Origin of the sequence: Kitasatospora sp. NPDC059722 (assembly GCF_042733235.1) — a bacterium.
In the GTDB taxonomy this organism is placed as follows: domain Bacteria; phylum Actinomycetota; class Actinomycetes; order Streptomycetales; family Streptomycetaceae; genus Kitasatospora.
This window is the reverse complement of record NZ_JBHWGD010000069.1, coordinates 12,963-39,459: the sequence shown is the minus strand read 5'-3', so window position 1 is coordinate 39,459 and position 26,497 is coordinate 12,963. Positions and strand designations below refer to the sequence as shown.

Below are 26,497 nucleotides of genomic sequence, written 5' to 3'. Positions count from 1 at the left end.
CGCGCGGTGCCCCCGCCCCGGGGCGCGGCCCCGCGAGGGCGGGTGGCACGGGGCCCCGCGGCGCGGGGGGCCGCCGCGGGCGGGGGCCCCGGGGCGCGGCGAACCGGGGATCCTCGGCGGCCAGCTTCCGGGCGCCGGCCAGGTCATCGCCGAGATGGTCGGGCACGTGGATCTCGGCCCGGTACGCCTCCAGCAGGCTGCGCGCCCGGATGTGCTGGTCGGGCCTGCGGCCCGGCCGGAGCGTCAAGCTGCGCGCGTACTCCGGCCACATGCTGCCGACCACCACGACAGGGGCGACCTGGTTCAGCAAGGCGGCGAGCGCGCCCGAGCAGTCCTCGCCGAGCGGTCCGAGCAGATAGCGCTGTGCCTCGTCCAGCCACAGGACCGTGCGCACGTCGACGGAATCGGTGGCGACCCAGTCGACCAGGTCGGCAGGGCCGGAGGGGACCAGCAGCGGCCAGTCGGGCAGCTCGCCGCAGACCGCCTCGTAGGCCGCGCGGGTCTTCCCGGTGCTGGACCGGCCGATCAGTACGGCCAGCGCGGACTTCCGGCCGGTCGCCGCCCGGCGCAGCCGCCCGCGCAGCAGCCGGTCGTGCTCACGGTCGAGGTACGGGGTGATCCGCTCGTCGCCCCAGTCGCCCACGGTCAGTGCAGCGTGCACGCCGAGTACAGTGGCGCCCCACTGCTCGGCGGTCCGCATCGGGGACTCCGGGCTGTTCTTCGCCTCGATCCACAGTTGGCGGGTGCGGTCCGCCACCTCTTCGACGTCTGCTCGTCCGGCGACCCGGGCGAGCGAGATCGCCAGTGCTTCGGCATCCAGCAGTCCGGGCAGCTTCGCGCGGTCCGGGCCGCGTCGGCCGCGGCCGAGCAGCTGGTTCACGGTGTCCCGGCTCGGCGCGGCGGTCAGCGTGTCGTTGTCGGCGATGTCCTCCGCGATCCGGTCCAGGCTGGGCGTCCCGGCCGCCAGGTAGAGCCGGTAAAGGTGGCTCTTGAACTCGCGCAGTGGCCCCGGTGGCAGCCGGGGCGCGGTCAGCGGCCGCGCGCTGCCCCGGCTCTCGTCGCGTCTCATCCGGCGTTCTCCCGCCTCTGGTCGCCACCCGTCGCACCTGGTCGAGGGCGCCTCATCCGGGCCCATCGTGGGAATCGAGCACGGGCGGACCTCCCGTTCGCCGCCGGACCCATCCCCTGGAGGCCGAGTTGTTTCCCTTCCTCCCTTCCACTGTCGTGACCGCGCAGCGCAGCGGCATCCCGTCTGCGGTGCTGGTGACCGCCCTGCTGGTGCTGCCGCTGCTGCTGGTCACACTCGCCAGCCTGCCGGCCCTGCTGGTGCTGCCGTTCCTGCCCCGCGGGGCCGCGCGCGCCGACCGGCTCGTACGTCAGCTCAGTTGCTGGACCGGGCGTCTGATGCCGGCGCCGAGTCGGTGAATCCGAACCTAGACTGGCGGTGGGCCACCGTTGCACCGGGAGTCCCATGGAACCGATCGTCGACCCTACGGGCGAGCTGAGCATCACCTACGAGCATCTGTCGGACCGGATGACGACGATGCGGGCCGCCGGTTCGCTCGACGTGTACACGGCGCCCTGGCTGCGGACCGTGCTGGTCGACCTGATCGCCCACGGACACACCCTGCTGGTTTTTGATCTGAACGAGCTCGAATTGCTGGACAGCACCGGGATGCACGTCCTGGTCGACTCGTTCAAACGGGTCCGGGCCCAGGAGGGTCTTGTAGCGATCACCACGAACCGGGTGCGCATTCTCCGATTCTTCCGGATCACCGGGCTCACCAAGGTGTTCCCGATCCTTGCGAACGCGCACGAGGCCGAGGCCTGGGTCATGCGGGAGTCCCACATCGGGTCGGCGTGAGGGGCCGGGCACATCCGGATCCCGGCGGTGGACGAGACGGTGCCGGCCTTTGTCTCCGCAGCGCCCGGGAAGCCGACCGTGCGTGCCGGCGGTGTTACGCCCCTACCAGGAGAGAGCACACTCTCACGTGTGGGCCGGTACGCCACTCGTCCGTCGTCGGCGCGCAACAGCCGGGGAGCGTCGTGGACCATCCCGGCAGCTCATCAAGAGCTGCCAGGCTGTCGCCGGCCCGCCGTGCCCGCGCCCGTGCTCACACCTCCGTCGCCCGGACGTGCTCGTACCAGTCGCTGCCGCCGTTCGCCGGGTCGTGGCCGGGGTCCCGGCGCCACTCGCTCCTGTCCACCCGGAACGTCGCCCCCGGCATGAGGAGGACCTCCGCCTCGGTGCCCTGGTACTGGTGGAACGGGTCGATGTCGCGGCCGTACTTCCCGGTGAGCGTCAGCTCCAGGAGGATCCGGTGCGTCGCCGTGCCGGAGACCCTCTGCCCGCGCATGAAGTCCAGCCCCACGGACTCCTCCCTGCTGGTGCTGTCGAAGGAACTCGTGAAGACGGAGCCCGGCCGGTAGTTCAGCGCGGCCTGCTTGCCGAGCCGGTAGGGCGACTCGTCCCCGCCGACGTTCCAGTCGCCGCGGAAGACCGTGCCGGTGACGGGCGGCAGCCGGTTCAGCGCCTCCATCGTCATGTCGGCGTGCGCCTTGAGCTCCTCGAAGAGCACCGGCGCGAGGACCTCGATCCGCGCGTCGATGACGGCCATCGCCGCCTTCTTGGCGACCGGGTCCATGCCCCGCGCGGCCGTGAGCTGCGGCCTGATCACCGGGTCCTCGTCCAGGGTGGGCACCGCCTCCTGGTTGTGGCTGTTCTGGGCCGCCCACCTGAGCTGGCCCTTGATCTGCCGCAGGGAGAGGGCCTCGGCGCCCGCGGTGGCCGCGCCGACGGTCCCGTACGGCGCGTACCCCTCGGGCAGCAGCCGGCTGCGCACCACCGAGTTGATCATCTGGTGCGCGCCGCCGGTGTACGCCATCAGTGCGGTCGCGTGGGCCTCCTTGAAACTCTTCGCGACGGCCTCGGTGGAGGCGCCGGCGTTGTCCGCCTTCCACTGGGCGATGCGCGGGGTGGGCGCGGTGTCGCCCGCCACGAAGGCGCCGTACTGGCCCGCTACTTGGGCGGCCGCGGGCTGGCCGGGCTCCATGAAGCCGCTCGCCGCCGGGTCGGTCGTGCGGGGCTTGTTGGCTTCGGCGAGGTACATCAGCTCGTGCGGGAACTGCCCGTCGACGCAGACGTTCTGCCGCAGTTCCTCCTCCGTGAAGGGCGCGATGTGCTGGTACATCAGCGCCGCGCCCTTGCCCGCCCGGAGCGCGGACTCGCCGGGCCCCTTGACTCCGGCCGCCCAGGAGCCGCGGAGGATCTCGTAGAGCGAGTGGTCCCAGGACGGCAGCATCCAGCCCATCAGGGCCATCCGGTAGTCGAAGACGTCCACCCCGGGCACGTTGATCCACTGGAAGGTCTTGAGCATCCGGGTCGTGGTCCCGGACATGCCAGCGACGACCGGGATGCCGCGCGCGGCGTTCGCCTTCGGCCAGGACTCGTTCTGCTGGATCTCCCAGTAGGCGGCGCCCTCGTTCCAGGGCAGCTTGTCGTCCGGGCCGGGCTTGCCGGCGAACGCCAGTTCCCGCGCGCTGAGCGGGGCGCCGCGGTCGGCGTAGTCGCGCGGGGTCTTGCGGTTGGCCTCCTTGTCGGCCTCGCTGCGCTCCTTGCGCGGTCCCTGGCTGTCGATCATCTCCAGGGTGTCGCCGGCGAAGGTCTCGGGGTCGGACTGCCACAGCAGGTTGCCCAGCGCGTACGGGTCCTTCTCGTAGTTGTAGCCCTTGCCCGCGAGGCTCGCCGCGGCCCACAGCGGCGGCCGGGACCAGCCGTTGAGGAACGCGGCGTGCTTCTTCAGGTCGTCCTTGTTCATGCCGAGGGTCGCCGCGAGCTGCGGCCTGGGCCCGATGATGCCGTTGAGGACGTCCTTGAGCGAGAGCTCCGCCCCCTTGTTGTAGTAGGCGGCGTTGTAGACGGCCGTGACCAGTTCGCGGACGTTGCCGTCCCGGGAGAAGAAGTCCTTGATCTGGGCGGTGGTCATCCCCTCGCCCACCTGCCCGGCGCTCGTCCGGTCGTCCTTGAAGAACGACTTGTTGGCGAGCGCCGGGTCCTTGTGCTCCTGGCCGGCGTAGGCGATCAGCAGTTGCTTCAGCCGGTTCACGGTCTTGCGCGCGGCGGCGAGCGCCCTCGGATGCCCGAAGGCGTACGCGCCCAGCCGCTGCTCGAACTTCTCGGCCGCCGCCTGCCAGCCCGTCTTCGCGTAGTACTGGGCGTGGTCGAAGGGCGCCTGACCGTCGCCGAGGCGCTGGACGACGCTCTTCCCGCCGGAGCCGGCACGGGTGCGGGCGGGGGCCGCCCGCTGTACGGGCGCCGCCCCGGCGGACGCGGACGCGGGCACGGGCGCGGCCAGGGCACGGCGGGCGTTGGCCTCCGCCGCGCGTTCGAAGCGGTCGGAGGGGTCCGAGACGCTGAGCCCCGAGCCGTTGTCGGTACCCGCCACCGGCCCCTGGCGCTGCTGGATGACGTGCGTCAACTCGTGGGCCAGGGTGTGCCGGTCCGCACCGCCGGCGCCGATGACGACGTGGCTGCCGGAGGTGTAGGCGCGGGCCCCCACCTCGGCCGCCGAACGCTGGGCGGCCGGCCCGGTGTGCAGCCGCACGTCGGAGAAGTCGGCGTCCAGCCGCGCCTCCATCTCCGCGCGGACCGTCCCGTCCAGCGGCCGCCCGGCGGTGCGCAGCACGTCCGGCACGGACGAGCGCTGCACCGGCGCGCACTCGTCGTGACCGCCGGACGGGCCGTGCGCGTGGCGCCCCGCCTGCCGCTCCAGAGCCCGGCCGACGGCGGCGTTGCCGACCGCGCGCTGCATCGCGAGCAACCGCCCCGCGGGCCCCCGGCCGCCGGACCCGGCCGGCCCGGCCGTCCCCGCGGTTCCGGGGGACACGCGCGCTCTGCGGGGCACGGCCGCACCGACGACGGCGGCGTCGGCCGGACGCGCCGCGGCGGGCACGGTCCGGTCGGGACGGGTCTCGGCATCCTGCTGCTCCCGTGAACGCATGCCCCGATCATCGGCCACCACGCCCTGGAGGACCAGGCCCCCTGCCCTTGCGCCCGCTCTCGGCCGGAGCCCTTCCGCCGCGTGCCGATCCTGTGCTGCCATACGGGGATGACCAACACTCAATTCCCCCGGCTGAAGCACGGATCCGACGCCTGGTGCGCGGCCCGGGACAGCATGGTCGAGATCGTCAAGGGCTGGGCGGGCGAAGGCCGCACCGACTGCTACGGCGCGCTGAGCGAGTCACTGCGGGACGCGGGCTTCTCGGTCCCGCCCCGGGGCACGCTGATGAGCAACCTCCTGGAGGCTGCGTGCCGAGTCGAGGCCGACAGGGGCGTCCCGGTCATGCTGACCGCCATCGTCGTGAACAAGCAGAGCCGGCGGCCGTCCGGACAGTTCGAGGTGCTCGCCAGGACGGCGCCGTTCCGGCGAGGGGACGAACCGGGCTGGAGCTGGGAGACGGAGAGGGACCGGGTGTTCGCCCACTACAGCTGACCTGCGACGAACCGTCCGGCGCGTCCGGCGGATGCCGGTCGAGCGGCCCGCCTGCCCCGCCTGCCCCGCCTGACCTGCCTGACCTGCCCGGCCCGCGATCTGATCGCGTGCTGCGCCCGATCTGCCCGGCCTGCCCGGCCGTTCGTCAGCGGTCGAGTTCGATGACGAGCGAGGCGTAGGAGGGGATCATCACCTTCCGGGCGTAGCTGCGCGAGACGATCCGGTAGGGGCGTCCCGGCGCGCGGACCGCCGTGACCATCCGGGCGATCTCGGCGCGTGCGACGGGCGCGCCGAGGCACAGGTGCCGGCCGGCGCCGAACCAGAGCTGGCGCGAGCGCGGGTCGTACGGGCGTGCCAGGTCGAAGCCGCCGGCCAGGTTGTCGGCGGCGTAGGTGACGAGGAGGATCCGCTCATCCCTGCGCAGCCGGCGGCCGGCCACGGTGACGTCCGCGCTGACGTGCCGTCCGATCACGGGCGCGGGCGTGGTGACGCGCAGTCCCTCGCGCACCGCGTCGCCGACCAGCCCGGGGTCGGCGAGCAGCGGTTCCTGCTGTCCGGTGTCGTGGATCAGCGCGATCGTGCGGGCCATCGCGCTGGCGGCGGTCTCGGTGCCCGCGACGAGCAGCAGCGAGGCGAGGCCACTGGCCTCCTCCAGCGTGATCCCGGCCTCGCGGCAGCGGCCGAGCAGGGTGTCGGGGTCGGCGCCGGCGTAGGCCGCCGGGACGCCGCTGGTCAGTGACGCGACGATCTCCTTGGCCGCTTCGATCCGCTCGGGCGGCAGTTCGGTCGAGGCGGCCGTGTCGAGTGCGAGGGCGGCCAGCCGCTCGCCGGCGGCGAAGGTGTCCAGGTACGCGGAGTCGGGGCTGTCCTGGGGGATCTGCAGGCCGAGCAGGTCGGCCATCAGGCGGCCGACGACGAGCCGGGCGGCCGCGGCCACGTCGACCCGGTCCCCGGCGGCCAGCCGCGCCGTGACGTCGGCGTAGACCGGCCCGGCGGCCCGTTCGACCAGGGCGGCGGAGTTGTCCTCGGTGAACAGGTCCCGGGCGCGCCGGCGCAGGTCCGCGTGGCCGGGGCCGTCGAACAGGCGGGTGACGTACGGTCCGAGGACCTGCTCCCACAGGTGGCCCACGCCGCCCTCGCCGAGCAGGGTGAAGTGCTGGTGGTCGTTGAGCACGGCCCGGATCAGGGTGGGGTCGCTCGCCACCCAGCCCAGCCGGGGTACCCGCCGGATCGGTCCGAAGGGCCGGGACATGGTGATCCTGGTCAGCGTCCACAGGGCGGGCCGGCTGGCCCACAGCAGTCCGCTCTCGTGCCGTCGTGCCGTCGTCGCGCCCATCGTCGCCCCGCCCCCGCTGCCGTCTCGAATGTCCGTGCGGGGAACCGTACCGTGCCTGGTCACGTCAGGGTTCATCGTATGATCGGGCGGCTCGGGGGAGGCTTGAGCACGTGTCGGAGGGCAGCGGACAGTTGGTCGGGCAAGGCGGCGGGGTGCGCGCGGTGATCGCCGCGGTGGCGGTGCACCTGCCGGAGCAATCGCTCACCTCGCGCGAGGTGGAGCAGCGGATCGCCGACAGCGGCCCCTACCGGCCGCGCCCCGGGCTGATCGAGGCGGTCACCGGAATCGCCGCACGGCACGTCGCCCCCGACGACTGGCAGGCCTCCGACCTGGCCGCGGCGGCCGCCCGGAAGCTGCTGGCCGACGCCGGCCTCGACGCGCGGGACCTCGACCTGCTGATCTTCGCCAGCGCCTCGCAGGACATGGTCGAGCCCGCCACCGCGCACATCCTGGCGTCGAAGATCGGGGCGCGCTGCCCGGTGTTCGACGTGAAGAACGCCTGCAACAGCGTGCTCAACGGGATCCAGGTCGCCGAGGCGCTGATCGCCGCCCGGCAGTACCGCAGGGTCCTGGTCTGCACCGGGGAGCTGCCGTCGCGGGCGGTCCGCTGGTCGGTCCGGGACCGGGGCCAGTTCGCCGAGTCGTTCCCCGGCTACACCCTGTCCGACAGCGGCGCGGCCGTGCTGCTGGAGGCGGGAGTGGCACCGGACGGGATCTTCCACCGGGCCTTCACCGCGGACTCCTCGGCCTGGGAGGTCGGCACCCTGCCCGGCGGCGGCACCGCGCACCCGCGGGACCCGGAGGCGGGCTACTTCCGGATGGACGGCGCGCGACTGCACGCGGCCTTCGAGGCGCTCGGCCCCGAGCTGATCCACCGGTCACTGGCCGAACACGGCCTGACCTGGGCGGACTTCGCGGTGGTGGCGGTGCACCAGGTGACCGTCCCGCTGCTGGACGCCTTCCTGCGCAGGACCGGCCTGACCACCGGACCACTGGTGCCGGTGCTGCCCGGGCACGGCAACCTCGCCTCGGCCTCGCTGCCGTTCCAGCTCGCCCGGGCCCTGGAGCAGGGCCGCTGCGGGCCCGGCGACCGGGTGGCGCTGATCGGCCTGGCCGGCGGGGTCTCGCTCGGCGTCGTCTTCGCGCAGCTGTGAGCCCGGCTGTGGGCTCGGCCGCGAGCCCGGCCGTGAGCCCGCCCGTAGGCCCGATCGCGGGCTCGACCATGAGCCCGACCACGAGTCCGATCACGAGCTCGATCACGAGCCCGACCGTGGGCCCCACCGTGGGCCCGGATGTGAGGGAACACCAGTGACCGACCTGTGGGTGGTCGTGCCCGCCTACAACGAGGAGGCCTCGCTGCCGGCCACGTTGCGCGCGCTCGCGGCCCAGAGCGACGCGGACTTCGCGTGCGTGGTGGTGGACAACACCTCGACCGACCGGACCGCCGAGGTGGTCCGGGAGTTCGCGCTCACCGCGGACTTCCCGCTGCACCTGATCACCGAGGCGCGCAAGGGCACCGGCGCGGCGGCCGACACCGGGATGCGGTTCGCGATCGACGCCGGAGCCCGGTACCTGGCCCGCACCGACGCCGACTGCCTCCCGGTGCCCGGCTGGACGGCCGCCGTCCGCCGCGGCCTGGCCGGCGGACTGGAGCTGGTCACCGGTCAACTCCTCCCGCGCACCGACGAGTTCCGGCTCAAGCTGTGGGAGAGCCGGCTGCTGCCGGCGGTGGTCGCGCTGGCGGCCCGGTTCGGCAGGTTCCGGCCCGGCAACCGCGACCCGCGCTACCTCGGCCCGTACCTGATGTGCCCCGGCTGCAACCTGGCCATCACCGCCGACCTCTACGAGCGCAGCGGCGGCTTCCCGCGCACCGCGATCGAGGAGGTGCACGAGGACCGCGCCCTGGTCAACCGGGTGCGCGAACTCACCACCGCCTACGGCCAGGTCCCCGGCATGCGGGTCTACGGCTCGGTGCGGCGCCTGCGCGCCTTCGGCCTGCGCAACACCCTGGCCTGGTACGCGGACCACCGCTACCGCCCCGACGTGGTCGACATCCGGTGAAGCGCCCCGAACACCTCTGGGAACGACGGGTGCAGCTGGCCGCCCACCCGCTGGCGTACCCGTTCATCACGGCCGTCGCCCGGCGGGGCCCCGCCGTGCGGGTACCGGGGATCGGGATCGTGGTCGGCGACCCCGGCCTGGCCCGGCAGGTGCTGCTCGACCACGAGGGGTTCCGCAAGGACGGCCCCGGCTCCTCGGGCGCGCTGTGGACACCGGTCCTGGGCCCGGCCGTACTCCTGAACATGGAGGGCGAGGAGCACCGGCGGCTGCGGGCCGCGCTGACCGGCCTGTTCACCCGGGCCCAGGCCACCGAGCTGTGCACCCGCGTCCTCGCACCGGTGCTGCGCGAGGCCACCGACCGGCTGGCCGCGGGCGGCGCGGTGGACCTGGTCGCCCTGACCAGGACCGCCGCCGGCACGGTGATCGGCGAACTGCTGGGAGTGTCCGACACCGCCGGCGCGGAGGTGTTCGAGCGGGGCGAGCGGATCGTACGGATGGTCGGCCTGCGCACCAGGGAACTGACCCCGCGTCAGGTCGCGAAGGCCAAGGCGGTGCTGGCCGGCCTGGTGGCGCAGGCCGGCGAGGCGTACGACCGCGCGGAGACGGGCTCGATGATGGGGCGCCTGCGCGGCCACGGACTCGACCGGGAACAGGCGCTCGGGCTGGCGGCGGCGTTCCTGCTCACCGGGACGGAGACCGTGGCGACGACCGTGCCCCGGGTCTTCGCGCTCTGGCACGACTCCGGGCTCCTGCCCGCCCTGCGGGCCGACCTGGAGACGGGCGGCGCGGCGCTCGACCCCGCGATCGACGAGGCGATGCGGGTGATCACCCCGAGCCCGGCGATGCTGCGCCGGGCCGCCCGGCCCGGCCTCCTCGGCACGACGGAGGTGCGCGAGGGGGACCGGGTGCTCATCGCCACCGCACGGTGCGACCTGGCCGCCGGGCCGTTCGACCGGGCCGCGGCACTGGGCCGCTGTCCGGCACACGATCCCAAGCGCCTGTGGTTCGGGGCCGGACCGCACTACTGCATCGGCGCACCGCTCGCGCTGGCCGAGATACGGGTACTGCTTCAGGCGCTCCTGACGGCGGGAGTCGGGACCATCGTGCGGCGCCGGGCCAAACGGCGGGTGCTGATCCCCACCTACGCGCGCCTGGAGGTGTCGGCCGCGCAAGCGACCGCTCCCCAACGGCGCACGGACCGGAAACGGCGCACGGACCGGACGAAAACGGAGCTGACCACGACGTGAACGGCACGCCGAACACCGCAGGCACCGGACTGGCCGGCCGGATCGCGGACCACGCGCGCCGCACACCCGGCACGGCCGCCCTGCTCGACGCACACGGCACACTCACCTACGCCGAACTCGCCCGGCAGGTCGCCGCCACCGCGAGCGGACTGCGCGCCGCGGGCATGTCCGCCGGCGACACCGTGATGTTCGCGGTCCGCCCCGGCCGGGACGCCCTCGTGCTCGGCCTGGCCGTCATGACGGTGGGCGCCGCCGTCGTGGTGGCCGACCCCGGCGCGGGCGCCGAACTCGACGCCGCACGAGGACGGCTCGTCACCGAACGCCTCACCGCACCGCGCTGGCTGGCCGCCGAATCCTGGCTCTGCGCGCTCGCCGCCCGCACCACGGGACGCACCCTGCTGCGCCGACTCGGCCTGAACCTGCCCGCGCTCGCCGACCCGGCCCTGCGCCTGCTCCACACCGGCCCGCGCCTGCCGGGCCTGCCCCCGGACGCGATCCCCGCCGCCACCCTGGCGCACACCGCACCCGCGTCCCCTGGGAACACCGCCCCTGCGTCTCCCGCGGACACCGCCCCCGCGGGGGACCCGGACCGCCCGGCCCTGGTCGTGTTCACCTCCGGCACCACCGCCCGCCCCCGCGCGGTGGTGCACAGCCAGGCCACGCTGCTCGCCGGCGCCGACCTGCTCGGCGAGAGCCTGGGCCTGACCACCGCCCCCGCCCCGGTGGTCGTGCACTCCGAACAGCTGATGATGGCCTTCGCCTTCCTCGCCGCCGGCGCCACCTGGTCGACGGCGCCCCTGCCCGTACGTCCGAAGCGGTTCCTGCGGGACCTGCGGCGCCGCCGGGCCACCCACACCTTCGCCACCCCGGCGTCCCTGGCCCGGCTGCTCGACGCCGGCCGCCTCCCCGACACCCTGGGCACGGTGCTGCTCGGCGCCGCCCCCGTGCCGCCCCCGATCCTGCGCCGCCTGCGCGAGGCGCTCCCCTCGGCCCGGACCGCGGTGATCTACGGCGCGACCGAGATGCTGCCGATCGCCGTGACCGGGGGAGAGGAGAAGCTCGGCCACGCACCCCACGGCGACCTGGCCGGCCACCCCCTGCCCGGAGTCACGGCACGCCTCAACGACGAGGGCGAACTCCTGCTGCGCGGCCCCCACCTGGCGATCGGCTACCTCGGCGACGGACCGATCGGCGAGCTCAACACCGGCGACCGGGCCCGGATCGACGCCGAAGGCCGGATCGTGCTGCTCGGCCGGACCAAGGACATGCTCATCCGCGGCTCCTTCAACCTCTACCCGGGCCTGTACGAACCCGCGATCGCCGCCCTCCCGGGCATCGCCGAAGCCGTCATCGTGGGCGTCCCCGACCCGCACACCGCCGACGAGGCGGTGGTGCTGGCCGTGTGCCCGGACGGCTCGCTCCCGGAAGCCGAACTCCTGCGCTCCCTGCAACGCCACCTGCCCCGCACGATCGACCACGCGGCACTGCCGGACCGGATCCACTGCCTCCCGGCGATCCCCCGACGCGGACGGACCGAGAAACCCGACCGCGAACGACTGCGCGCGCTGGTCACGAAGGACCTGAAGGCCACGAAGGCCACGAAGGCCACGAAGACTACGAAACGCACGAAGGCCACGAAGGCCACGAAGGAGACGCCGTGATCACCGTCGTCACCGGGGCCAGCGGCTTCGTCGGCAGCGCCCTGTGCCGCGCCGCAACGGCCGCCGGGCACCAGGTGCTGGCGCTGGGACGGCGCCCCACCGTCCCAGCCGACCTGATCGGCGGCGCTCCCTACCTCCCCTGGGACCTGGCGGACCCCGCCGCCCGCCCGGCCCTGCCCGCCCCGTTCACCCACCCCGACGCGGTGATCCACTGCGCGGGCCTGGCCACCGACTGGGCCCGCCCCGAGGCCTTCCACCGCGGCAACGTGCTGGCCACCGGGGGAGTGCTGGCCGCCTTCCCCGAGGCGGCGCGATTCGTGCACGTGTCGACCGCGAGCGTCTACGACCCGCGCCAGCCGACCGTCATGGCCCGCGAGGACGAGGCCGCCACCGTCCGCCACACCGACGCCTACGGGCGCTCCAAGGCGCTGGCGGAGGAGAAGGTGCGCCGGGCCCGCCCCGACGCGGTGATCCTGCGCCCGCACGCCGTCTACGGCCCCGGGGACACCACCCTGCTGCCGCGCGTCCTCCAGGCGGTGCGCCGGACCCCGCGCGGGCCGCGGCTGTTCGCGATCGGCGACGGCAGGCAGCGGCTGAGCCTGACCAGCGTGGCGAACCTCGTCGACGCCTGCCTGCTCGCCGCCGGGGGCCGGGCGTCCGGCACCTTCAACATCACCGACCGCGACCCGGTCGTACTGGACGACGTGCTGCGCCAGGTCCTCACCGCCCACGGCCTCCCGGCCGCACCCGTCCACCTCCCGCTCGCCCTCGCCCTCCCGCTGGCCCGCACCGCCGAACTCCTGGCCCGCACCACCGGATCCGCCCGCCGCCCCCGCCTGACCGTCTACGCCGTCCGCCACCTGGCCCACGAACGCACCCTCGACCTCACGGCCGCCCGCACCCACCTGGGCTACCGGCCCGCACCGACGGACCTGGAGCCCGCCCTGCGCCGGGCCTGACGGGACGCCGGCTCCGTCTCCGTCGACGCCTGGCGGCGTCCCACGGCCCAGTTCACAGCGGTGGGAATTTCCCAGGCGTCTCCACCTCGGGCCCGGGCCTTCCCGTCGCAGCGGCCGCGGGCCAGCGTGGTCGGTGCCGCCGTCGGTGGCCGCCGCTCGACCCGGCGTGGACGCGAACACGAGGGGAACAACCGTGCAGGACATCAGGCGCAAGAGGCCGTCGGCCCGTGGGAAGCTGCTCGCACCGCTGTGCGCCGCACTGCTGACGGCCGCGGCGTCCGTCGGGGCGACGGGCACGGCGTCCGCCGCCGGCGACACGGGCGAGTGGCTGGTGAGCTCCAGCTCCCAGCTCTGCGCCGACGCCCCCGGGGCCTCGACGCGCTGGGGGACGCACGTCGACCAGTGGGACTGCGTGAGCCAGTCCAACGAGCTGTGGATCAGGCAGAAGGTGCGCACCGTCAAGGGCAAGGCCTACTACCTGCTCAAGAACACGGCGACGCGGCTGTGCATGAACGTCGACCACGCCAGGCGCGACAACGGCGCCCCGATCATCGAGTGGGGCTGCAACAGCTCGTCCGACAACGAACTGTGGCACCCGATCCTGATCACCGACAACAGCCAGGAGTGGGTCAACCTCCGCAGCAACAAGTGCCTGACCGTCGCCGGCGACGCGCACGACAACGGCGCGTGGCTGATCCAGTACGACTGCGGCCGCCACGGCGACCAGATCTGGATCACCTCCGGAGGCTGAGCCGCGGAAATCAATGACACTCCGTCACCGCACTGCGCGCCGCAGCCGGTAGCCGGTAGCCAAGAGGGCCGACGCCCGTCGCGGCGCCGGCCCTCCAGGCCTTCGGCCCGTCCGGTCACGGCAGCAGCAGGCCCCAGAAGAGCGCCCACGGCACGAACACCGCGCCCGCCACCAGCAGTGCGCCGATCCGCACACGTGCACCGGCCGGGGCCGGAGCCCGGCCGCGCCACGCCCGCACCGCTGTCACACCGGTGGCCACCACCGCGCAGACGGCCAGCAGTTGCAGGACCGACCAGACCACCGGACGGCCGCCGAGCTGCGGCCCGGTGGCGAGCGTCGTTGTCACGAAGAGGAAGTAGCCGAGGAAGCCGAGCGTGGCGGCCAGGCCGCTGCCCGCGAGCCAGCGCGCGGCCCCGGCGCCCGGTGCGGCGGGACGCCGGCGCAGCCGCCGCACCAGACCCGACAACAGGTACCCGGCGAAGACGAGGGTCATCAGCAGGAAGGCGGCCGCCTGCGCCACCGACCCCTCCGGGGCGGGGACCGCGGCCAGGGCCCGGCTGCGGCGGTCCTGCCCGGGCAGCGGGTCGTTCACCCGGTGGCCCTGGCCGGCCACCCAGGCGGCCACGGTGTCGACGTAGCCCGGCGTCAGCTGCTCGCCCCGCGTGAAGCCGTCCGCGGAGACGTGCAGCTTGTGGTCCGCCTGCGGGAAGAACCGCAGCGTCACGTCGTCGTTGCCGCCGCGGTGCAGCGCGTCGCCGATGATCGCGGCGCTTTCGGCCGGCGGCACCTGCTTGTCGTTGCCCCACAGGGCGAGCACCGGCTGGTGGAGGCGTTCCAGCACCGGCACCGGATCGTAGTGCGCCTCGGGGAACAGCCCGGCGTCGTCCAGCAGCCGGGTGCCCGTCACCGACACGCTCTCCAGCAGCGAGCCCGACGCACCCTCGTGCCGCAGCCTGTTGTCGAGGTGCCACGCCTGCTGCCGGGCCGGGGGCAGGCCGGAGGCGCCGACCACGACCACGTACGCGACCTGCCCGGAGCGGCTCGCGGCCAGCGGGGCCACCCAGCCGCCCTCGCTGAACCCCCAGAGCCCGATCCGGTGCGGGTCCACGTCCGTGCGCTGCGCCAGCGTGCGCACGCCGGCCAGGGCGTCGTCGGCCAGCTGCGAGTACGACCGCCGGGTCATCGAGTACCCGGTGGTCCGCTTGTCGTAGCCGAGCACGACGAACCCGGCCCGGGCCATCGCCTCGGCCTCGGCCCGGTACCCCGCCCGCTTCTCCGGCCCCGCCCCGTGCACCAGCACGATCCCGGGCCTGGGCCCCGTTCCGCCGGCGGCCTCGGTGACCGTGCCGTGCAACGTGACGTCCCCGCTGCGGAAGTCCACGTCCTGCTCGACCTGTTGCCCGGCCTGTTGCCCGGCCGGGGCCGCCGTTGCCGTCGTCGTCGCCGCCGTCGCCGCCGGCACCTGCCCGCCCAGCGCCACCGCCATGGCCACCAGAGGTGCCACCCACCGAACCCGCATCGCCGTTCCCCCGTGATCAGCGCACCCGACCCGACCGGCCGGCTGCCTGTCAGCGATCGTGCCAGGCGGGCGAGTCGCCGCGGATCCGGCGGGCTACCGACTTCGGGAGGGGGAAATCCCTACCCCTCCGTGAGAGGCCGAAGCCGAAGCCCGGGCGGGGGCGCGTCCCCTGTCCCGGCTCCGGGCCGCTACCAGGTCACGAACCCCGCGGTGCCGCTGGTGCCCGGTCCGAGTTTGGGCAGGTGGCCCTCCGCCGACATGTCCAGCCGCCAGTCGCCGTCCGCCCAGAGCAGGTTGGCGGTCGTCGAGCCGTGGATCCCGGGCGGGGCACCCGGCAGGTCGACGAGCAGCATGACCATGGACTTCTCGGGCGTGTAGGTCATGACGGAGAAGGCGACCACCTTGACCGAGCCGACGCCCTCGGCGTGGAGCGGGTCCTTGAGCCGGCGGTCGGCGTAGTCCTTGGCGGCGGCGGGCGGGTAGATCTGGGCCCGGGCCGCCCGTTCCCAGTCGTCGTGGCCGGTGTCGATCGCCGCGAGCACGGCGGCGGCCCTGGCGGCACCCTCGGGGGTGTGCGCGAAGCAGTGCCAGAAGCCGCCTTCGTAGAGGAGCGGGCCCGCGGTGCGGGAAGTGGGGACCAGCAGCGAGCCCAGCGGCTTGAACTCCGTCCCGGGCGGGGTGGCGGTCGGCTTGTGCTGGTCGTGGTCGTCGGTCTGGCAGCCCGGGCCCCGGTCCCCGGCCGGCGCCGGCACCGGCGCCGGTGGCGCGGTGGTGGCAGGGGCGGCGGCGGTGGTCGGCGCGGTGGTGGGCGCGGTGGTGGTCGGGCCCGGTGCCCCCGCCGCGCTCGTGGACACGTCGGTGGATGCGGTGCCCGCCGAGGTGGATGTGGGCGTGCAGGCGGCGCTCAGGGCGATGGCGGCGATGGCGGCCAGGGCGGCGGCCCGGGATCTGATGGACATGGCTGTGGTGAGTCCCCCGTGGTGATGTCGATTCCGACGGTAGGGATCATGCCATCCCCAGGTGGTGGACCCGCAGCCCGTACCGACGGCTGGTCAGCCGACCGCCAGGCGGCTCCGAGTGCGAGCGGGTGCCAGCCCGCCGTCGGGCCGGGCCGGGTTCAGCGTGGCCGCAGCCCGTCGAAGACCACCGCGAAGACCCGTTCCCGGGCGGCCGCGTCGTTCCCGAGGTGCTCCATGGCGGACACTGCGGGCCGGAGCCCGAGCGGGCGCCGCCCACCCTAGCCCGACCCGCCGACAGGACCGCGGCCCCATCCGTGGACATCGACAACTGCCCGGCTGGCGGGTTGCCCGGTTGGCCGTCCATCACGGCCCGGCACGCGCTCCCCGGGAGGGGAACGCGTGCCGAGCGCCGACGGGAGGTCAGCCGGCGGCGGGCGCCGGAATCATGCGGCCCGCGCGCTGGCCCCCGGGGGTCAGCTGCCGATGTGGCCGCAGGCGGAGTCGACCTTGTTGGCGTCGGTCTCGATCTTGGACTGCAGGTTGGCGCTCGGCGCGGTGCCGGTGTTGAGCGCGGTGTACATCTGCTGGTAGTCGCCGGCCAGCGCGCTGATCGCGTTCTTGGCGTCGGCGTTGCCGGCCTTGGCCGCGGCGGCGTTCAGCTCGTCGCTCGCGTTCTTGAGGTCGGCCTTCAGCGCGGCCGGGTTGCCCGCGTCGGCGGAGATCTTGTCCGAGTAGGTGGTCACCGTGCTGGTGGCGCTGGTGCACCCGGGGTCGATGGCCTTGACCACCTTCGAGCCGATCACCACGAAGACCACGATGCCCGCCACGATCGAGAGCAGCGAGACGATGAGGCCGATGATCGCCGGCGCCTTGCCCTTGCCGGCGCTCTTCGACTTGACCAGGCCGATGATGCTGAAGATGAGGCCGAGCGGGGAGCAGAGGAAGGCCAGGATCAGACCGGCGATGGCGAAGCCGTTCGAGCCGGTCGGCTGCGGGGCCGCGGCCGGGTAGCCGTACGGCTGCTGCGGCGCGCCGTAGGGCTGCTGGGGGGGTATGGACACGTCAATCCTTAAGGGGACACGAGGATGGCCGGATAGGAATACCGGAAGCCCGCACTCCTTGGCAACTCTGAGTAATGACGGCGGCCGTGAGGCCGGGCCAAATCCGGGCCGGCACCGCGCCCGCTTCCCAGGCCGCACGGTGGCGGTTCGTGGTCGAAGCCGCCGACACCCGGTGCCGGCCCGAGCACCCGCTAAGACCGCGGCGGCCCACTGCCGGCGGACCGCCGGAGCCGAGCGTCGGCCGGCCGGACGCCGAACCGACCGGCACCCGATGCGCACCTGCGGAGCGCAGCCGGCACCACGTTTCACCGGCGACACCGTCCCGGCCCCACCACCCACCTGAAACGGGCCTCGGGGAGGCCTGAAACACCCTCACTCACGGCGACATCAAGGGGTCGCTTGCCCGGCTGAACCACGAAGTCCGGCCTGCCAGCGGCGCATTGATGCCCCGACGCCTGACTGTCTCTCCGACGGGGCTGCGCGCGAGAACGGACCTGACCTGACCTGCCGGACCGTCAGCGCGACGATCGACCTGTCCGTGGAGCGCCCCGGCCGCTCCACCGAGACCGGCTCCGGCCGACCGCAGCGTGCCGGTGCCGGTGCCGGGTCACAGGGTGCGGTGGAGGACGTCTTCCGGCGTATGCGCGGTCCGCCTGCGCCCGATGTTCCGCCGGATCCGTGGGCGGTGGTCCGCTTCCGCGACCCGGAACGCGGCGCTGACCGGTGTGCCGGACGCCTCCCGGCCGGACGGCCGCCGAGCCCTGCCCGACTTCCGCCGCCCCGCCGCCCCGGCGGCAGCGGTGCGCCGGTGCGCCGGCGGCAGCGGCCACGGTCCCGACCGCCGCCGTTCCCGCCGCTGCTCCCGCCGCGCCTCCTCCACGTGGCCACGGCGGGGACGGGGCCGGACGGTGCCGGTACCGGGCCCGCCCTGGCGGGGGTGTGGCGGCGGTCTCAATGGCGGGCGCCCGGTGTCGACTCAGCGTGGTGGTCGTGGGTGGGCTCGGTGACGTCGCCGGGGGCCGGGCGGTGAGTGTGCTCACACGCGAATGCCAGGCACGACGGCGGGTAGTGGTGTCCGTTCGGCGTCGGTCCGCATCGAGGCCGTAGGGCGTTTGCGCAGACCGGGAGGGGTCGGCGCACTCCGTTCCGCCCCGCCCTCGATCCGGTGCCGGTCCTCCGGCTACGACCGCGGATCGTAGCGAGGGGGCCTTGGAGGGCGCCGCTCCGGTCTGGCACCTTGGCATTCGTCGTCGGCCACACCGGCTCCTGTTCCTGCCGGATGCGGCCAATCGCCGAGTCACTCCCCGCGACCGTTCGGCCCCTGTCCGGCCGCGGTCCCGGGCGGGGAGTGTTCTCGGCTCAACCCGATTGAGGTCTTGCTCTTCATGCCCGCTTTCAAGCTCCGTATGCGTACCTCTGCCGCGATCCTCGCCGGCGCCGCTGGTCTGACCGCCCTGGGTGCCGCCGTGGTGCCCGCCGCCGCCAGCGCCGCGACCGCCTCCCCGCAGGCCATCGCCGCGCAGATCGTGCCGGCGGACCAGCTGGCCTCGTTCAGCCAGATCATCTCCCACGAGTCGGGCTGGAACGTGACGGCGACCAACCCGAGCTCGGGCTCCTACGGCCTGGGCCAGGCGCTGCCGGCCTCGAAGATGGCCTCGGCGGGCGCGGACTGGAAGACCAACCCGGCCACGCAGATCAAGTGGGCGCTGGACTACATGAACACCCGCTACGGCAGCCCGAACGCCGCCTGGACCTTCTGGCAGGGTCACCACTGGTACTAAGCCGACCCCTTCGGCTCTCCCCCCACCTCGGGAGTCGGACAGGGACCACCGAGGCGACCCACGAGGGCCCCTCCCGCGCGAACGAGCGGGAGGGGCCCTCGTGCCGTTTCCGGACGTCCCGCCCCTGGTCAGCCGCCCTCTCGCGACGCCGGCCCGGCGAGCTCCTCGACGAAGTGCTTGAAGCGCCGCAGGTCGCCGCGGACCTGGACGCCGAGCACGCCCAGCCGGTCGGCCGCCTTCTCGGCCAGACCGGTGGGCTGGAAGGCCATGGTCATCCGCACCCGGGTCCGGGCCGGGCCGAGCGGCTCGAAGGCGACCGTGCCGGTGTGCTTCACGCTGTCGCCGGTGGTGCGCCAGGCGACCCGCTCATCGGGCACCCGCTCGACGACTTCGGTCTCGAACTCCCGGGACAGCCCGGCGATCCTGGTCCGCCAGTGGGCCCGGCGCTCGTCCAGCTGCCTGACCTCCGCCACGCCGTCCATGAATTTGGGGAAGTTCTCGAAGCTCGCCCACTGGTCGTAGACGACGCGGACGGGCGCGTCCACGTCGATCGACTCCTCCACCGTGCTCACCGCCGCACCCTCCCACGTCGTGCGCCTTTCCGGGCCGTCCTGTCGGGCGACCCGCCGAGCGGCCGGCCGGAAAGGGGCGAATGCGCGGGCGGTGTCCCTGCCGATCCGGGCCGTGTGCCGGGTGGCGGCAACCGGGGTGTCCGCCTGGCCGGCCCGAACGTCGTCTACCCGGCGGTGCGGCCGGCGCCGTCCCCGTCCGGGCCCGGGGTGTCCCGTCCCAGGCCCCGGCGGATCGCGATCTCCACGGGTGAGTACGCGCCGTCGGCGCGCTCCAGTTCGTACGGTGCGGCCGGCATCAGGGGCGGCTGGGCCATGAAGCGCGGCCGCGCTCCGTGGTGCGGTTGCGCCGCGTGCACCAGGAACGGGTGGCACAGGTAGACGTCGCCCGGGGATCCGGTGGCGAGGGCGAGCGGCCGGTGGTCGGAGGCCGCCACCAGGTCGGGAGCGAGGGCCAGGCCGCTCGCCCCGTCCTCCCCGTACTTCTCCAGCACCTTCGGCGCGTCGAGGTGCGAGCCGACCCGGATCCGGGTCGGGGCGTCCTCCTCACCCACCTCGCTGAACAGGAACAGCATCAGAAGCGCCCGGCCCTGGGAGCGCAGATTCGTGAAGTACCAGCTCTCGCCCTCCGGCAGGTAGCTCCCCTCGATGTGCCAGCCCGTGTCGTCCGGCTCCTCTTCGTGCGGGAAGCGCAGCGGGAACGTGCCCAGCGAGTAGCGCGGCTCCCAGCGCCCCGCGCCGACGAGCAGGTCGTACGCGCGGTGCAGGGACGGGGAGTTGGGTGCGGCGGCGAACGGTCCCTGCGCCATGCCGGCCACCCGGTGCACGGGCTGCTTCCACGTCGACGGGTCGTCCGGGTCACAGCCGGTCTCCCGCCAGAGCAGTCGCTCGCAGTCCGCGGCCACGCGCGGCGCGACGGCGCCCTCCAGCCTGACGAAGCCGTCGCGGAGGAAACGGGATACCAGGGTCGTGTCGTCCATGCCCCCATCGTGCGGCGACACCGGCCCCGGTCACCCGACATTTCCCGCACCGCCTTTGCCGGGTGACCACCGGCCCTCTTCCCGCTCCTCCGAGACCGGAAGCGGCCGGCCCGCGGCCACGGGACCACACGGCCGACGGCGGGGCGGCCGCGGTCGGCGAGGACGCGGCCCGGGCAGCGTGGCAGGGCGAGTGCCCGGCGGCTCAGCGCCCGGCCGAGGAGAGGACCGCGGCGATGAGCTCGCGGCGGCCGGCCACGCCGAAGCGGGCGAAGACCGCTGTCAGGTGTTCCTGGACGGTGTAGGCGGACACGTGGAGCCGGCCCACGATCTCCCGTGTGGAGCACCCCTGGAGGACCAGGGCGGCCACCCGGTTCTGTGCGGGGGTGAGCCCGTGAGCGGCCAGGAGCAGGGAGCCGATCGCGGCGGCGGGGGCCGGCTCGACGACCACGCAGACCTGGTCGTCCGCGGAGCCCCGCAGGCGGGTGGCGTGCAAGGCCAGCCAATGACCGTCGCCGGTCCGCAGCCGGACCGGGCCCCGGCGGTCCGGTGCGTCCGCTCCCTGCGCGTCCCGGGACCGCACCAGGCGGGCCGCCACGGAGTAGACCGGCCAGGGCAGGCCCCGGACCCTGGGTGCCGGCAGTCGGTCGAGCCACCGTTCGGCGTCCGGGCTGATCGAGACGAGGGTGAGCTCCCGGTCGAGCACGATGACGCCGGGGGCGCCCGGCGCCTCGGGCCCGCCGCGCCTGATGGTGTCCCGGATCATGCTGCGGCGCAGGCCCTCGGCCAGGTGCGGGGCGAGCGTTCTGACGGCGGCGAGATCCCGGTCGGAGAAACCGGCGTCCGCATCCGCCCGGTGCAGACACAGCACTCCCCAGCAGTCGCGCCCTGCGATCAGGGCGGCCCGGAGCTCGTCCCCCAGCCCCAGACCGGCCATGATCTCCCGGTAGCGTGCGCTGGCGGACCGTCTCCCCAGGGTTGCCCGGTCCAGCGACATCACCGCCTCCGGTCCGCGGGCGAGCGAGGCGAACTTGTTGACGTCCTCGCGGCCGAACTCGTTGTCGAGGAAGAGCGGGCCGACGCCGGCCAGCGGCTCCTGGGCCACCACCGACGTGAACAACAGGGTCGCCGGGTCGACGGCTGCGAAGAAGGCCGCTTCGACGGGGAGAACGCCCGGCAGGCGGCGCAGCACCTCAGCGCAGAGCCCGGGAAGTTCCAGGTCGGCGTGGCAGCTGTCGATCAGCCGCTCGATACGCCGTTCCCGGATGCCCGTGGCCATGATCCCGACGCTACGCCGGTGCCGGGGCCGGCACGAGCCCGAGCTGGCGCAGCAGGCCGAGGTCGTCCAGTCGTCCCCAGCGTTCGACGATCAGGCCGTCCCGGAGCCGGAAGATGTTGATGCCCTTGAGCACGACCGTGCGGCCGTCGCCCGCGACGCCCATCACTTCGCCGCGTTGGGTGCCCGAGGCGGTGAACTGCTCGACGACCAGGTCACCCTCGCCGACGAGGAGTCCCAGGTCGGAATGCCAGTCGGGGAAGGCCCCTCGGAACAGGGCCCCTGCGGCACGCATCCCCTCCCGGCCCGCGTCGCCGCCCAGGGGCGGGTCGTGGTCGAGGTAGTCCTCGGCGAGGTAACCGTCGACGGCCGCCAGGTCGCCCCTGGTGAACAGCGCGTCGATGAACGCGATCACTGTCTGCTTGTTCCGCTCGATGGTGTCCATGCCGAAATCCTCGACCCGCCGAGTCCCCGCCGGAACCCCAGCTCTCTGGGGTGTCCGCCCGTACCGGCCCCGCGGCGGTTCCGGAACAGGTGCGCGAAGGCCGGGCAGCCGTGGCACGGACCGCGGCGGGCGCCAGAGCCTTGGCTCACTCGCCGTGCGGCACGCCGGTGGAAGGTACCCTGCGCGGATCGGCGCGACCGGGTGGCGGCGCGGTTCGAGCGCCGCGGGGTCGCCGTCGTCCCTTCCGTCGTCCCTTCCGAGGGGACGACCCCGCAGCGTCGCTGCTGTTTCTCGCTACTGGTCCACCTGTACTGGGCCAGTGGGCGGACCTGGCCGGTGCACGGCACCGTCCGGCTCTCGCAGCTGGTGCTCAACACCCGGGTGCCGTTCACCCCGCAAGGCCTGATCCCGCTCGCGGGCATGCTCTTCTCGGGCGCGGCACTGGTGCTGGTCCGGGGCGGGCGGCTGCCTGCCCTGGGCCGCCGGCTGCCCGCGGTACTGCCGCGCTGGGGGAGCCGGGCGGTGGCCGCCGGACTGCTGGCCCGCGGCGCGGTCGGGCTGGTCTGGGTGACGGGGGCCTGGGCGGACCCGGCCGACACGTTCTACTGGCTCAACCTGCTCCTGTACACCCCGCTGTGCCTCCTGCTGGGCCGGGCGGCCTGGCAGGTGTCGGCGGCGGAAGGGGTGTCGGCACTTCCGTGGAGGGTCGTGGCGTGAAGGGCGGCCCGCCGGTGGTCCGGCGGGCCGGCCTTCGGGTGGACAGCGGGAGTGCGCGGACGGGCCCTACGGCCGGAGCAGCTCGCAGCCGTCCGGCCCGCAGGCGTCCGCGTCGCCCCCGCCGACCTGGACCAGCGGTGCCGGCGGCCGGCTCTCCCAGGCCTGCTCCAGCGCCCGCGTGAACGTTTCCGCGGGCTGGGCCCCGGACACCCCGAGCCGGCGGTCGAGGACGAAGAACGGCACACCCGTCGCCCCCATGGCGCTCGCCGTCGCCTCGTCCTCGCGCACGGCCTCCGCGTACGCCTGCGGATCGGCCAGCACGGCGGCGGCCGCCTCGCCGTCCAGCCCGGCCCCGACGGCCAGCTCGACCAGCCGCTCCTCGTCGAACGCCGAGCGCTCCTCGGCGAAGTTGGCCCGGTACAGCGCGTCCAGCAGCTCGGCCTGCCGGCCCCTCTCCTTGGCGAAGTGCAGCAGCCGGTGCATGTCGAAGGAGTTCGCCGCGTCCCGCCCGCCGTCCAGGTACGGCAGCCCCTCCGCGCGCGCGTTCTCGGCGATCCGGGCGTCCGCCGCCTCGGCCTGCTCCAGGCTCATCCCGTACTTCGCGGCGAGCAGCGGGAGCACGGGACGGGCCGCGCGCGGCGCGTTCGGGTCCAGCTCGAACGAGCGGTGCACGACCTCGACCTCCGCGCGGTGCGGGAACACCGCCAGGGCCTGCTCGAACCGGGCCTTGCCGATGTAGCACCACGGGCAGTTGATGTCGCTCCAGACCTCGACGCGCACGGGACCGCACTCCTCTCGTCGGGCGGGCCTGTCCCGCGCCGGTACTTACGGGAATGCGCTCGCGCACCCGAATATTTCAGGGTGAGAAATATTTGAACGGGCGGCCCACGACTGCGCAGCGCCTCAGCCGCTGGGTGCGAGCGCCGCGACCAGGTCCCCCGCCGTCAGCCGTTCCAGCTCCTCGGGCGCCGCGTCCACCGGCCCCGGGTAGAGCCGGTAGAGCGCCCCGGACAGTTTCTCCGGCGCCGGTACGTCCCCGTCCACCAGCGCGACGAACGCCCGTGCACCGTCCGGCAGTTCCGCCTGCCCGGCACCGTCGTCGTCCCGCCGCGCCCGCAGCCGGGCCGCGAACGCCCCGACGTCCTCGCCGTCGCGCCGCCGCCACCGCCGTACGCCGAGGCCGCCGCGCACGTGCACGTCGTCGGTGCCCGCCGCCGCCCGGGCGCAGGCGACGTCCCACAGGGTGGCCCGGTTCTCCGGGCCGAAGTGGGCGAGCACGTCGCGGCTGAGCGAGCCGACCTCGGCCTGGTGGCGGTGGACGCTGTGGTAGCCGCCGTCGGCGCCCGTGTTGAGGTCGGTCCAGGTGTACTGCCGCTGCGCGAGGTCGACGATCATCGGGACGGACACCTTGGCGTCCCCGACCAGGTCCAGCCGCTGGCGGACCGCCCTCGGGTGGTAGTGCTCGCCGCCGGAGGGCGTCGCGCCGAGGTCCATGAACCCGGCGAAGGCCTCGGTCAGCTGCTCGAAGGCGACGTCGTTGTAGCTGAACACGATCACCACCGCGTACCGCGCGCCGCCCGCCGCCAGGCGGGCGAGGTCCAGGTCGACGAACTCCGTCGCGCCGTCGGGCGGCGGCGCGGACACGTAGTCGCCCGAGTGCACGGCCGCCCGGTCGCCGTGCACCAGGTTGGTGTAGTCGCACAGGCCGCTGAACCGCCACTGCTCGTCGTACAGCGCGACGGACAGGTCGAGGTCCACCCGCAGGTGCTCCGGCTGCATCCAGTGCACGAACAGCCGCAGCCGCTCGCCGGCCGGCAGCCGCTGCCGGCTCCCGCGCGGCACGCACACCAGGGTCTTGGCGGCGGCCCGCTCGGCGAACGGCGCGACCAGGTCGGCCAGGCCCTCGTCCAGCAGCGCGCGGTCGTAGCGCTCGCCGCCGCTGCGGCGCAGCAGCTCGGCCTCGATCAACGCGCAGAGCGGGGCGCCGAGTTCGGCAGGCACCACGGTGCCGTGGTCCTCCCGGGCGTGCGCCAGCGAGACCGTCCCCCGGGGGAAGTACAGCCGCCGCTCGCCCGCCGTCCGTTTCCCGCGCAGCCGCCCGTACGCGCCCAGCAGCGGCCCGGGGGCGACCCGGCCCAGGGCCCGGGCCACCGTCTCCAGCAGTTCGGGCGGCAGTGCGGCGCCGGGATCGGTGGTGGCGTGCACCCGCAGCACGTGGTGCAGCCGGCGGACCAGCTCGCCCGGGCGCGCGGCCAGCACCCGTACCGCACCGGCGGCGTCCCCGGCGGCCAGCAGCGATTCGACCCGCCCGGCGAAACCGGTGAACGCCAGCCGGGTGTGATCGCCGGTGGTGACCACGCGCAGCGGCGCGGGCGGCTCGGCGAACTCCCGGCCCACCTCGTGGGTGCGCAGGTCCGTCTCCCGCAGCAGCACGAATGCGGCCGTCACCTTCGGGAAGCGTCGCCGGTGCTCGTAGGGGTGCAGCAGTTCGCCCGCGCGCAGCCAGGCCGAGCGGTGGCGGCGCAGGTCCTCGGCGAGGGCGGTGGGGGACAGGCCCTCCAGGACCTCCAGCAGGCCCCGGCGCAGCGGCCGCGGCAGGTTGCGCAGCCGCAGGCGGCGGGCGGTGGCGGGCAGCAGGTCGGGCTCGGCGCCGGACCACGCCCAGAGCAGCCGCAGCACGTCGGTCGCGGTGTCGACCCGCTCGGCCAGGACGGGCAGGGCGGAGGTGGCGTCGCGCTCCAGCAGGGCGGCGAGGACGGTGGCCTTGGTCTCGCGCAGCGGGATCCGCGCGGGCAGGTGCTGCGGCAGGTCCTCGGGCGCGTGGGCGAGCAGCGCGGCGAGGTCGTCGCGGTCCTGCGGGGAGAGCGGGGTGCGGCGGGCCAGCAGGCGGTGGAACTCGGCCATCGCGGCGGTGACCTGGTCGGCGGTGATCAGCCGCAGCGGGCGCAGGGCCTGCCGTCCGCCGAAGTCCTGCGCCGCCTTGCGCCCGGCCGAGCCGTCCTCGCCCAGGTAGGTGCCGGTCGCCAGCCGCGCGCCGCACAGCGGGCACTGCCCGCCCCGGCCGTCGGCGTCCAGGCCGTCCAGGCAGGGCGCGCAGAGCAGGTGCGCGCAGGGCGCGAGCGCGCCGACGCCCACCTCGGCGCCGCGCCGGCCGCAGTGCGCGCAGGGCTGGTTCGGCTGGTTGAGCAGGAACGCCCTGATCTGCCGGGTGTAGAGGACGTGCGCGTGGTCCGGCACGGCGTCCGGGAAGCGGCGGAACAGCGGCAGGTGCTCGCGGTCCGCGCCGAGCAGGTGGTCGATCCGGGCGAGCAGCCCGTCGCCCAGCTCGGCGAGCCGCACCGGCGCCAACCGGGCCAGCGCGGCGCGCAGTTGCGTGGTGAGGACGTAGCCGCGCCGGACCAGATCGGCATCGAGGGCCACCAGGCCCCGAACGCTCCACGGATCCGCGGAGGGCAGCAGTTCGCCGGGGGCCACGGCGAGAGCACCACGCCGGCGGAGCAGGAAGGAACCGAGATCGAGATCGACGCTGACGTCGAAGGGAGCCACGATGGCTCGGGGCATGCGGAGAGATCCCCCCACGGAGGCGGAAAGAAGGAGGAGCGGAGAGGGGGCGCGCTACTGGTTTTCGAAGGAAGAAGAGAAGGAAGCGCGCCGCGGAGCCGCCAACACGGCGACCATAGCCGAAC

General features: G+C 74.4%; 22 protein-coding genes and 1 pseudogene. 11 read left to right on the top strand and 12 right to left on the bottom strand.

The window, feature by feature from the left end:
• Positions 1-1,069: pseudogene (locus ACFV4F_RS32555) on the bottom strand (hypothetical protein); the annotation flags it as partial.
• Positions 1,070-1,224: 155 nt separating this feature from the next.
• Between ACFV4F_RS32555 and ACFV4F_RS32550 the strand changes: the two are divergent.
• Positions 1,225-1,425, top strand: a complete 201-nt coding sequence (locus ACFV4F_RS32550) for a hypothetical protein (RefSeq protein ID WP_380445775.1) — start codon at positions 1,225-1,227, stop codon at positions 1,423-1,425.
• 46 nt (positions 1,426-1,471) lie between these two features.
• Positions 1,472-1,864 carry an STAS domain-containing protein gene (locus tag ACFV4F_RS32545; RefSeq protein ID WP_380507938.1) on the top strand — a complete coding sequence of 131 codons (393 nt, stop codon included), beginning with the start codon at positions 1,472-1,474 and terminating at the stop codon, positions 1,862-1,864.
• Between the two features lie 250 nt (positions 1,865-2,114).
• Here ACFV4F_RS32545 and ACFV4F_RS32540 read toward each other — a convergent pair whose 3' ends face one another.
• Positions 2,115-5,000, bottom strand: a complete 2,886-nt coding sequence (locus tag ACFV4F_RS32540; protein ID WP_380507935.1) for a DUF4157 domain-containing protein — start codon at positions 4,998-5,000, stop codon at positions 2,115-2,117.
• 108 nt (positions 5,001-5,108) lie between these two features.
• Here ACFV4F_RS32540 and ACFV4F_RS32535 point away from each other — a divergent pair, with 108 nt between their 5' ends.
• Positions 5,109-5,492 (top strand): hypothetical protein, encoded by a 384-nt coding sequence (locus ACFV4F_RS32535; protein WP_380507933.1) that lies wholly within the window; start codon positions 5,109-5,111, stop codon positions 5,490-5,492.
• A 145-nt stretch (positions 5,493-5,637) separates the two neighbouring features.
• On the opposite strand, the gene ACFV4F_RS32530 is transcribed toward ACFV4F_RS32535, so the two are convergent.
• Positions 5,638-6,828, bottom strand: coding sequence for a cytochrome P450 (locus ACFV4F_RS32530; protein ID WP_380507930.1), 1,191 nt, complete (start codon positions 6,826-6,828; stop codon positions 5,638-5,640).
• 110 nt (positions 6,829-6,938) lie between these two features.
• Between ACFV4F_RS32530 and ACFV4F_RS32525 the strand changes: the two genes are divergently transcribed.
• The 6 genes from ACFV4F_RS32525 (at position 6,939) to ACFV4F_RS32500 (ending at position 13,507) form a co-directional block, all read left to right on the top strand.
• The gene (locus tag ACFV4F_RS32525) at positions 6,939-7,982 is read left to right on the top strand and encodes a 3-oxoacyl-ACP synthase III family protein (protein WP_380507927.1); all 1,044 of its coding nucleotides are present in this window, start codon (positions 6,939-6,941) and stop codon (positions 7,980-7,982) included.
• 154 nt (positions 7,983-8,136) lie between these two features.
• Complete coding sequence (locus ACFV4F_RS32520) at positions 8,137-8,889, top strand: glycosyltransferase family 2 protein (RefSeq protein ID WP_380507924.1); 753 nt, start codon at positions 8,137-8,139, stop codon at positions 8,887-8,889.
• On the top strand, positions 8,886-10,136 hold the full coding sequence (locus tag ACFV4F_RS32515) for a cytochrome P450 (RefSeq protein WP_380507921.1): 1,251 nt from the start codon (positions 8,886-8,888) through the stop codon (positions 10,134-10,136). Before ACFV4F_RS32520 ends, ACFV4F_RS32515 begins: the two co-directional genes overlap by 4 nt.
• Positions 10,133-11,797, top strand: coding sequence for a class I adenylate-forming enzyme family protein (locus ACFV4F_RS32510; RefSeq protein WP_380507918.1), 1,665 nt, complete (start codon positions 10,133-10,135; stop codon positions 11,795-11,797). The genes ACFV4F_RS32515 and ACFV4F_RS32510 overlap by 4 nt, the downstream gene beginning before the upstream one ends.
• A complete protein-coding gene (locus ACFV4F_RS32505) occupies positions 11,794-12,756 on the top strand; it encodes an NAD-dependent epimerase/dehydratase family protein (protein ID WP_380507915.1) in 963 nt (320 codons plus the stop codon). The genes ACFV4F_RS32510 and ACFV4F_RS32505 overlap by 4 nt, the downstream gene beginning before the upstream one ends.
• A gap of 193 nt (positions 12,757-12,949) precedes the next feature.
• Complete coding sequence (locus ACFV4F_RS32500) at positions 12,950-13,507, top strand: RICIN domain-containing protein (RefSeq protein WP_380507912.1); 558 nt, start codon at positions 12,950-12,952, stop codon at positions 13,505-13,507.
• A gap of 115 nt (positions 13,508-13,622) precedes the next feature.
• On the opposite strand, the gene ACFV4F_RS32495 is transcribed toward ACFV4F_RS32500, so the two are convergent.
• The 3 genes from ACFV4F_RS32495 to ACFV4F_RS32485 all read right to left on the bottom strand — a co-directional run bounded on the left by ACFV4F_RS32495 (position 13,623) and on the right by ACFV4F_RS32485 (position 17,046).
• On the bottom strand, positions 13,623-15,011 hold the full coding sequence (locus ACFV4F_RS32495; protein ID WP_380507909.1) for an alpha/beta hydrolase family protein: 1,389 nt from the start codon (positions 15,009-15,011) through the stop codon (positions 13,623-13,625).
• A 203-nt stretch (positions 15,012-15,214) separates the two neighbouring features.
• On the bottom strand, positions 15,215-15,985 hold the full coding sequence (locus ACFV4F_RS32490) for a hypothetical protein (protein ID WP_380507906.1): 771 nt from the start codon (positions 15,983-15,985) through the stop codon (positions 15,215-15,217).
• Between the two features lie 473 nt (positions 15,986-16,458).
• Entirely contained in the window at positions 16,459-17,046 is a 588-nt protein-coding gene (locus ACFV4F_RS32485; protein ID WP_380449162.1) for a hypothetical protein, read from the bottom strand.
• A 1,406-nt stretch (positions 17,047-18,452) separates the two neighbouring features.
• Here ACFV4F_RS32485 and ACFV4F_RS32480 point away from each other — a divergent pair.
• A complete protein-coding gene (locus tag ACFV4F_RS32480; RefSeq protein ID WP_380507904.1) occupies positions 18,453-18,827 on the top strand; it encodes a transglycosylase SLT domain-containing protein in 375 nt (124 codons plus the stop codon).
• 128 nt (positions 18,828-18,955) lie between these two features.
• Here the strand turns inward: ACFV4F_RS32480 and ACFV4F_RS32475 are convergent, their stop codons facing one another.
• From ACFV4F_RS32475 to ACFV4F_RS32460, 4 genes are all read right to left on the bottom strand, one after another.
• Positions 18,956-19,399: an SRPBCC family protein gene (locus ACFV4F_RS32475; RefSeq protein ID WP_380507901.1), complete on the bottom strand. Its 444-nt coding sequence runs from the start codon at positions 19,397-19,399 to the stop codon at positions 18,956-18,958.
• 164 nt (positions 19,400-19,563) lie between these two features.
• On the bottom strand, positions 19,564-20,376 hold the full coding sequence (locus ACFV4F_RS32470) for a phytanoyl-CoA dioxygenase family protein (RefSeq protein WP_380448207.1): 813 nt from the start codon (positions 20,374-20,376) through the stop codon (positions 19,564-19,566).
• Between the two features lie 202 nt (positions 20,377-20,578).
• On the bottom strand, positions 20,579-21,652 hold the full coding sequence (locus tag ACFV4F_RS32465) for a LuxR C-terminal-related transcriptional regulator (RefSeq protein WP_380507898.1): 1,074 nt from the start codon (positions 21,650-21,652) through the stop codon (positions 20,579-20,581).
• A gap of 10 nt (positions 21,653-21,662) precedes the next feature.
• Positions 21,663-22,094, bottom strand: a complete 432-nt coding sequence (locus tag ACFV4F_RS32460) for an ester cyclase (RefSeq protein WP_380448211.1) — start codon at positions 22,092-22,094, stop codon at positions 21,663-21,665.
• Here ACFV4F_RS32460 and ACFV4F_RS32455 point away from each other — a divergent pair.
• On the top strand, positions 21,981-22,811 hold the full coding sequence (locus ACFV4F_RS32455) for a DUF3995 domain-containing protein (RefSeq protein WP_380507896.1): 831 nt from the start codon (positions 21,981-21,983) through the stop codon (positions 22,809-22,811). The two genes, ACFV4F_RS32460 and ACFV4F_RS32455, sit on opposite strands and share 114 nt — an antisense overlap.
• Positions 22,812-22,877: 66 nt before the next feature.
• On the opposite strand, the gene ACFV4F_RS32450 is transcribed toward ACFV4F_RS32455, so the two are convergent.
• Both ACFV4F_RS32450 and ACFV4F_RS32445 read right to left on the bottom strand, forming a co-directional pair.
• Complete coding sequence (locus ACFV4F_RS32450; protein WP_380507894.1) at positions 22,878-23,591, bottom strand: DsbA family oxidoreductase; 714 nt, start codon at positions 23,589-23,591, stop codon at positions 22,878-22,880.
• Positions 23,592-23,714: 123 nt separating this feature from the next.
• Entirely contained in the window at positions 23,715-26,372 is a 2,658-nt protein-coding gene (locus tag ACFV4F_RS32445) for an MXAN_6230/SCO0854 family RING domain-containing protein (RefSeq protein ID WP_380448217.1), read from the bottom strand.
• Positions 26,373-26,497: the final 125 nt, after the last annotated feature.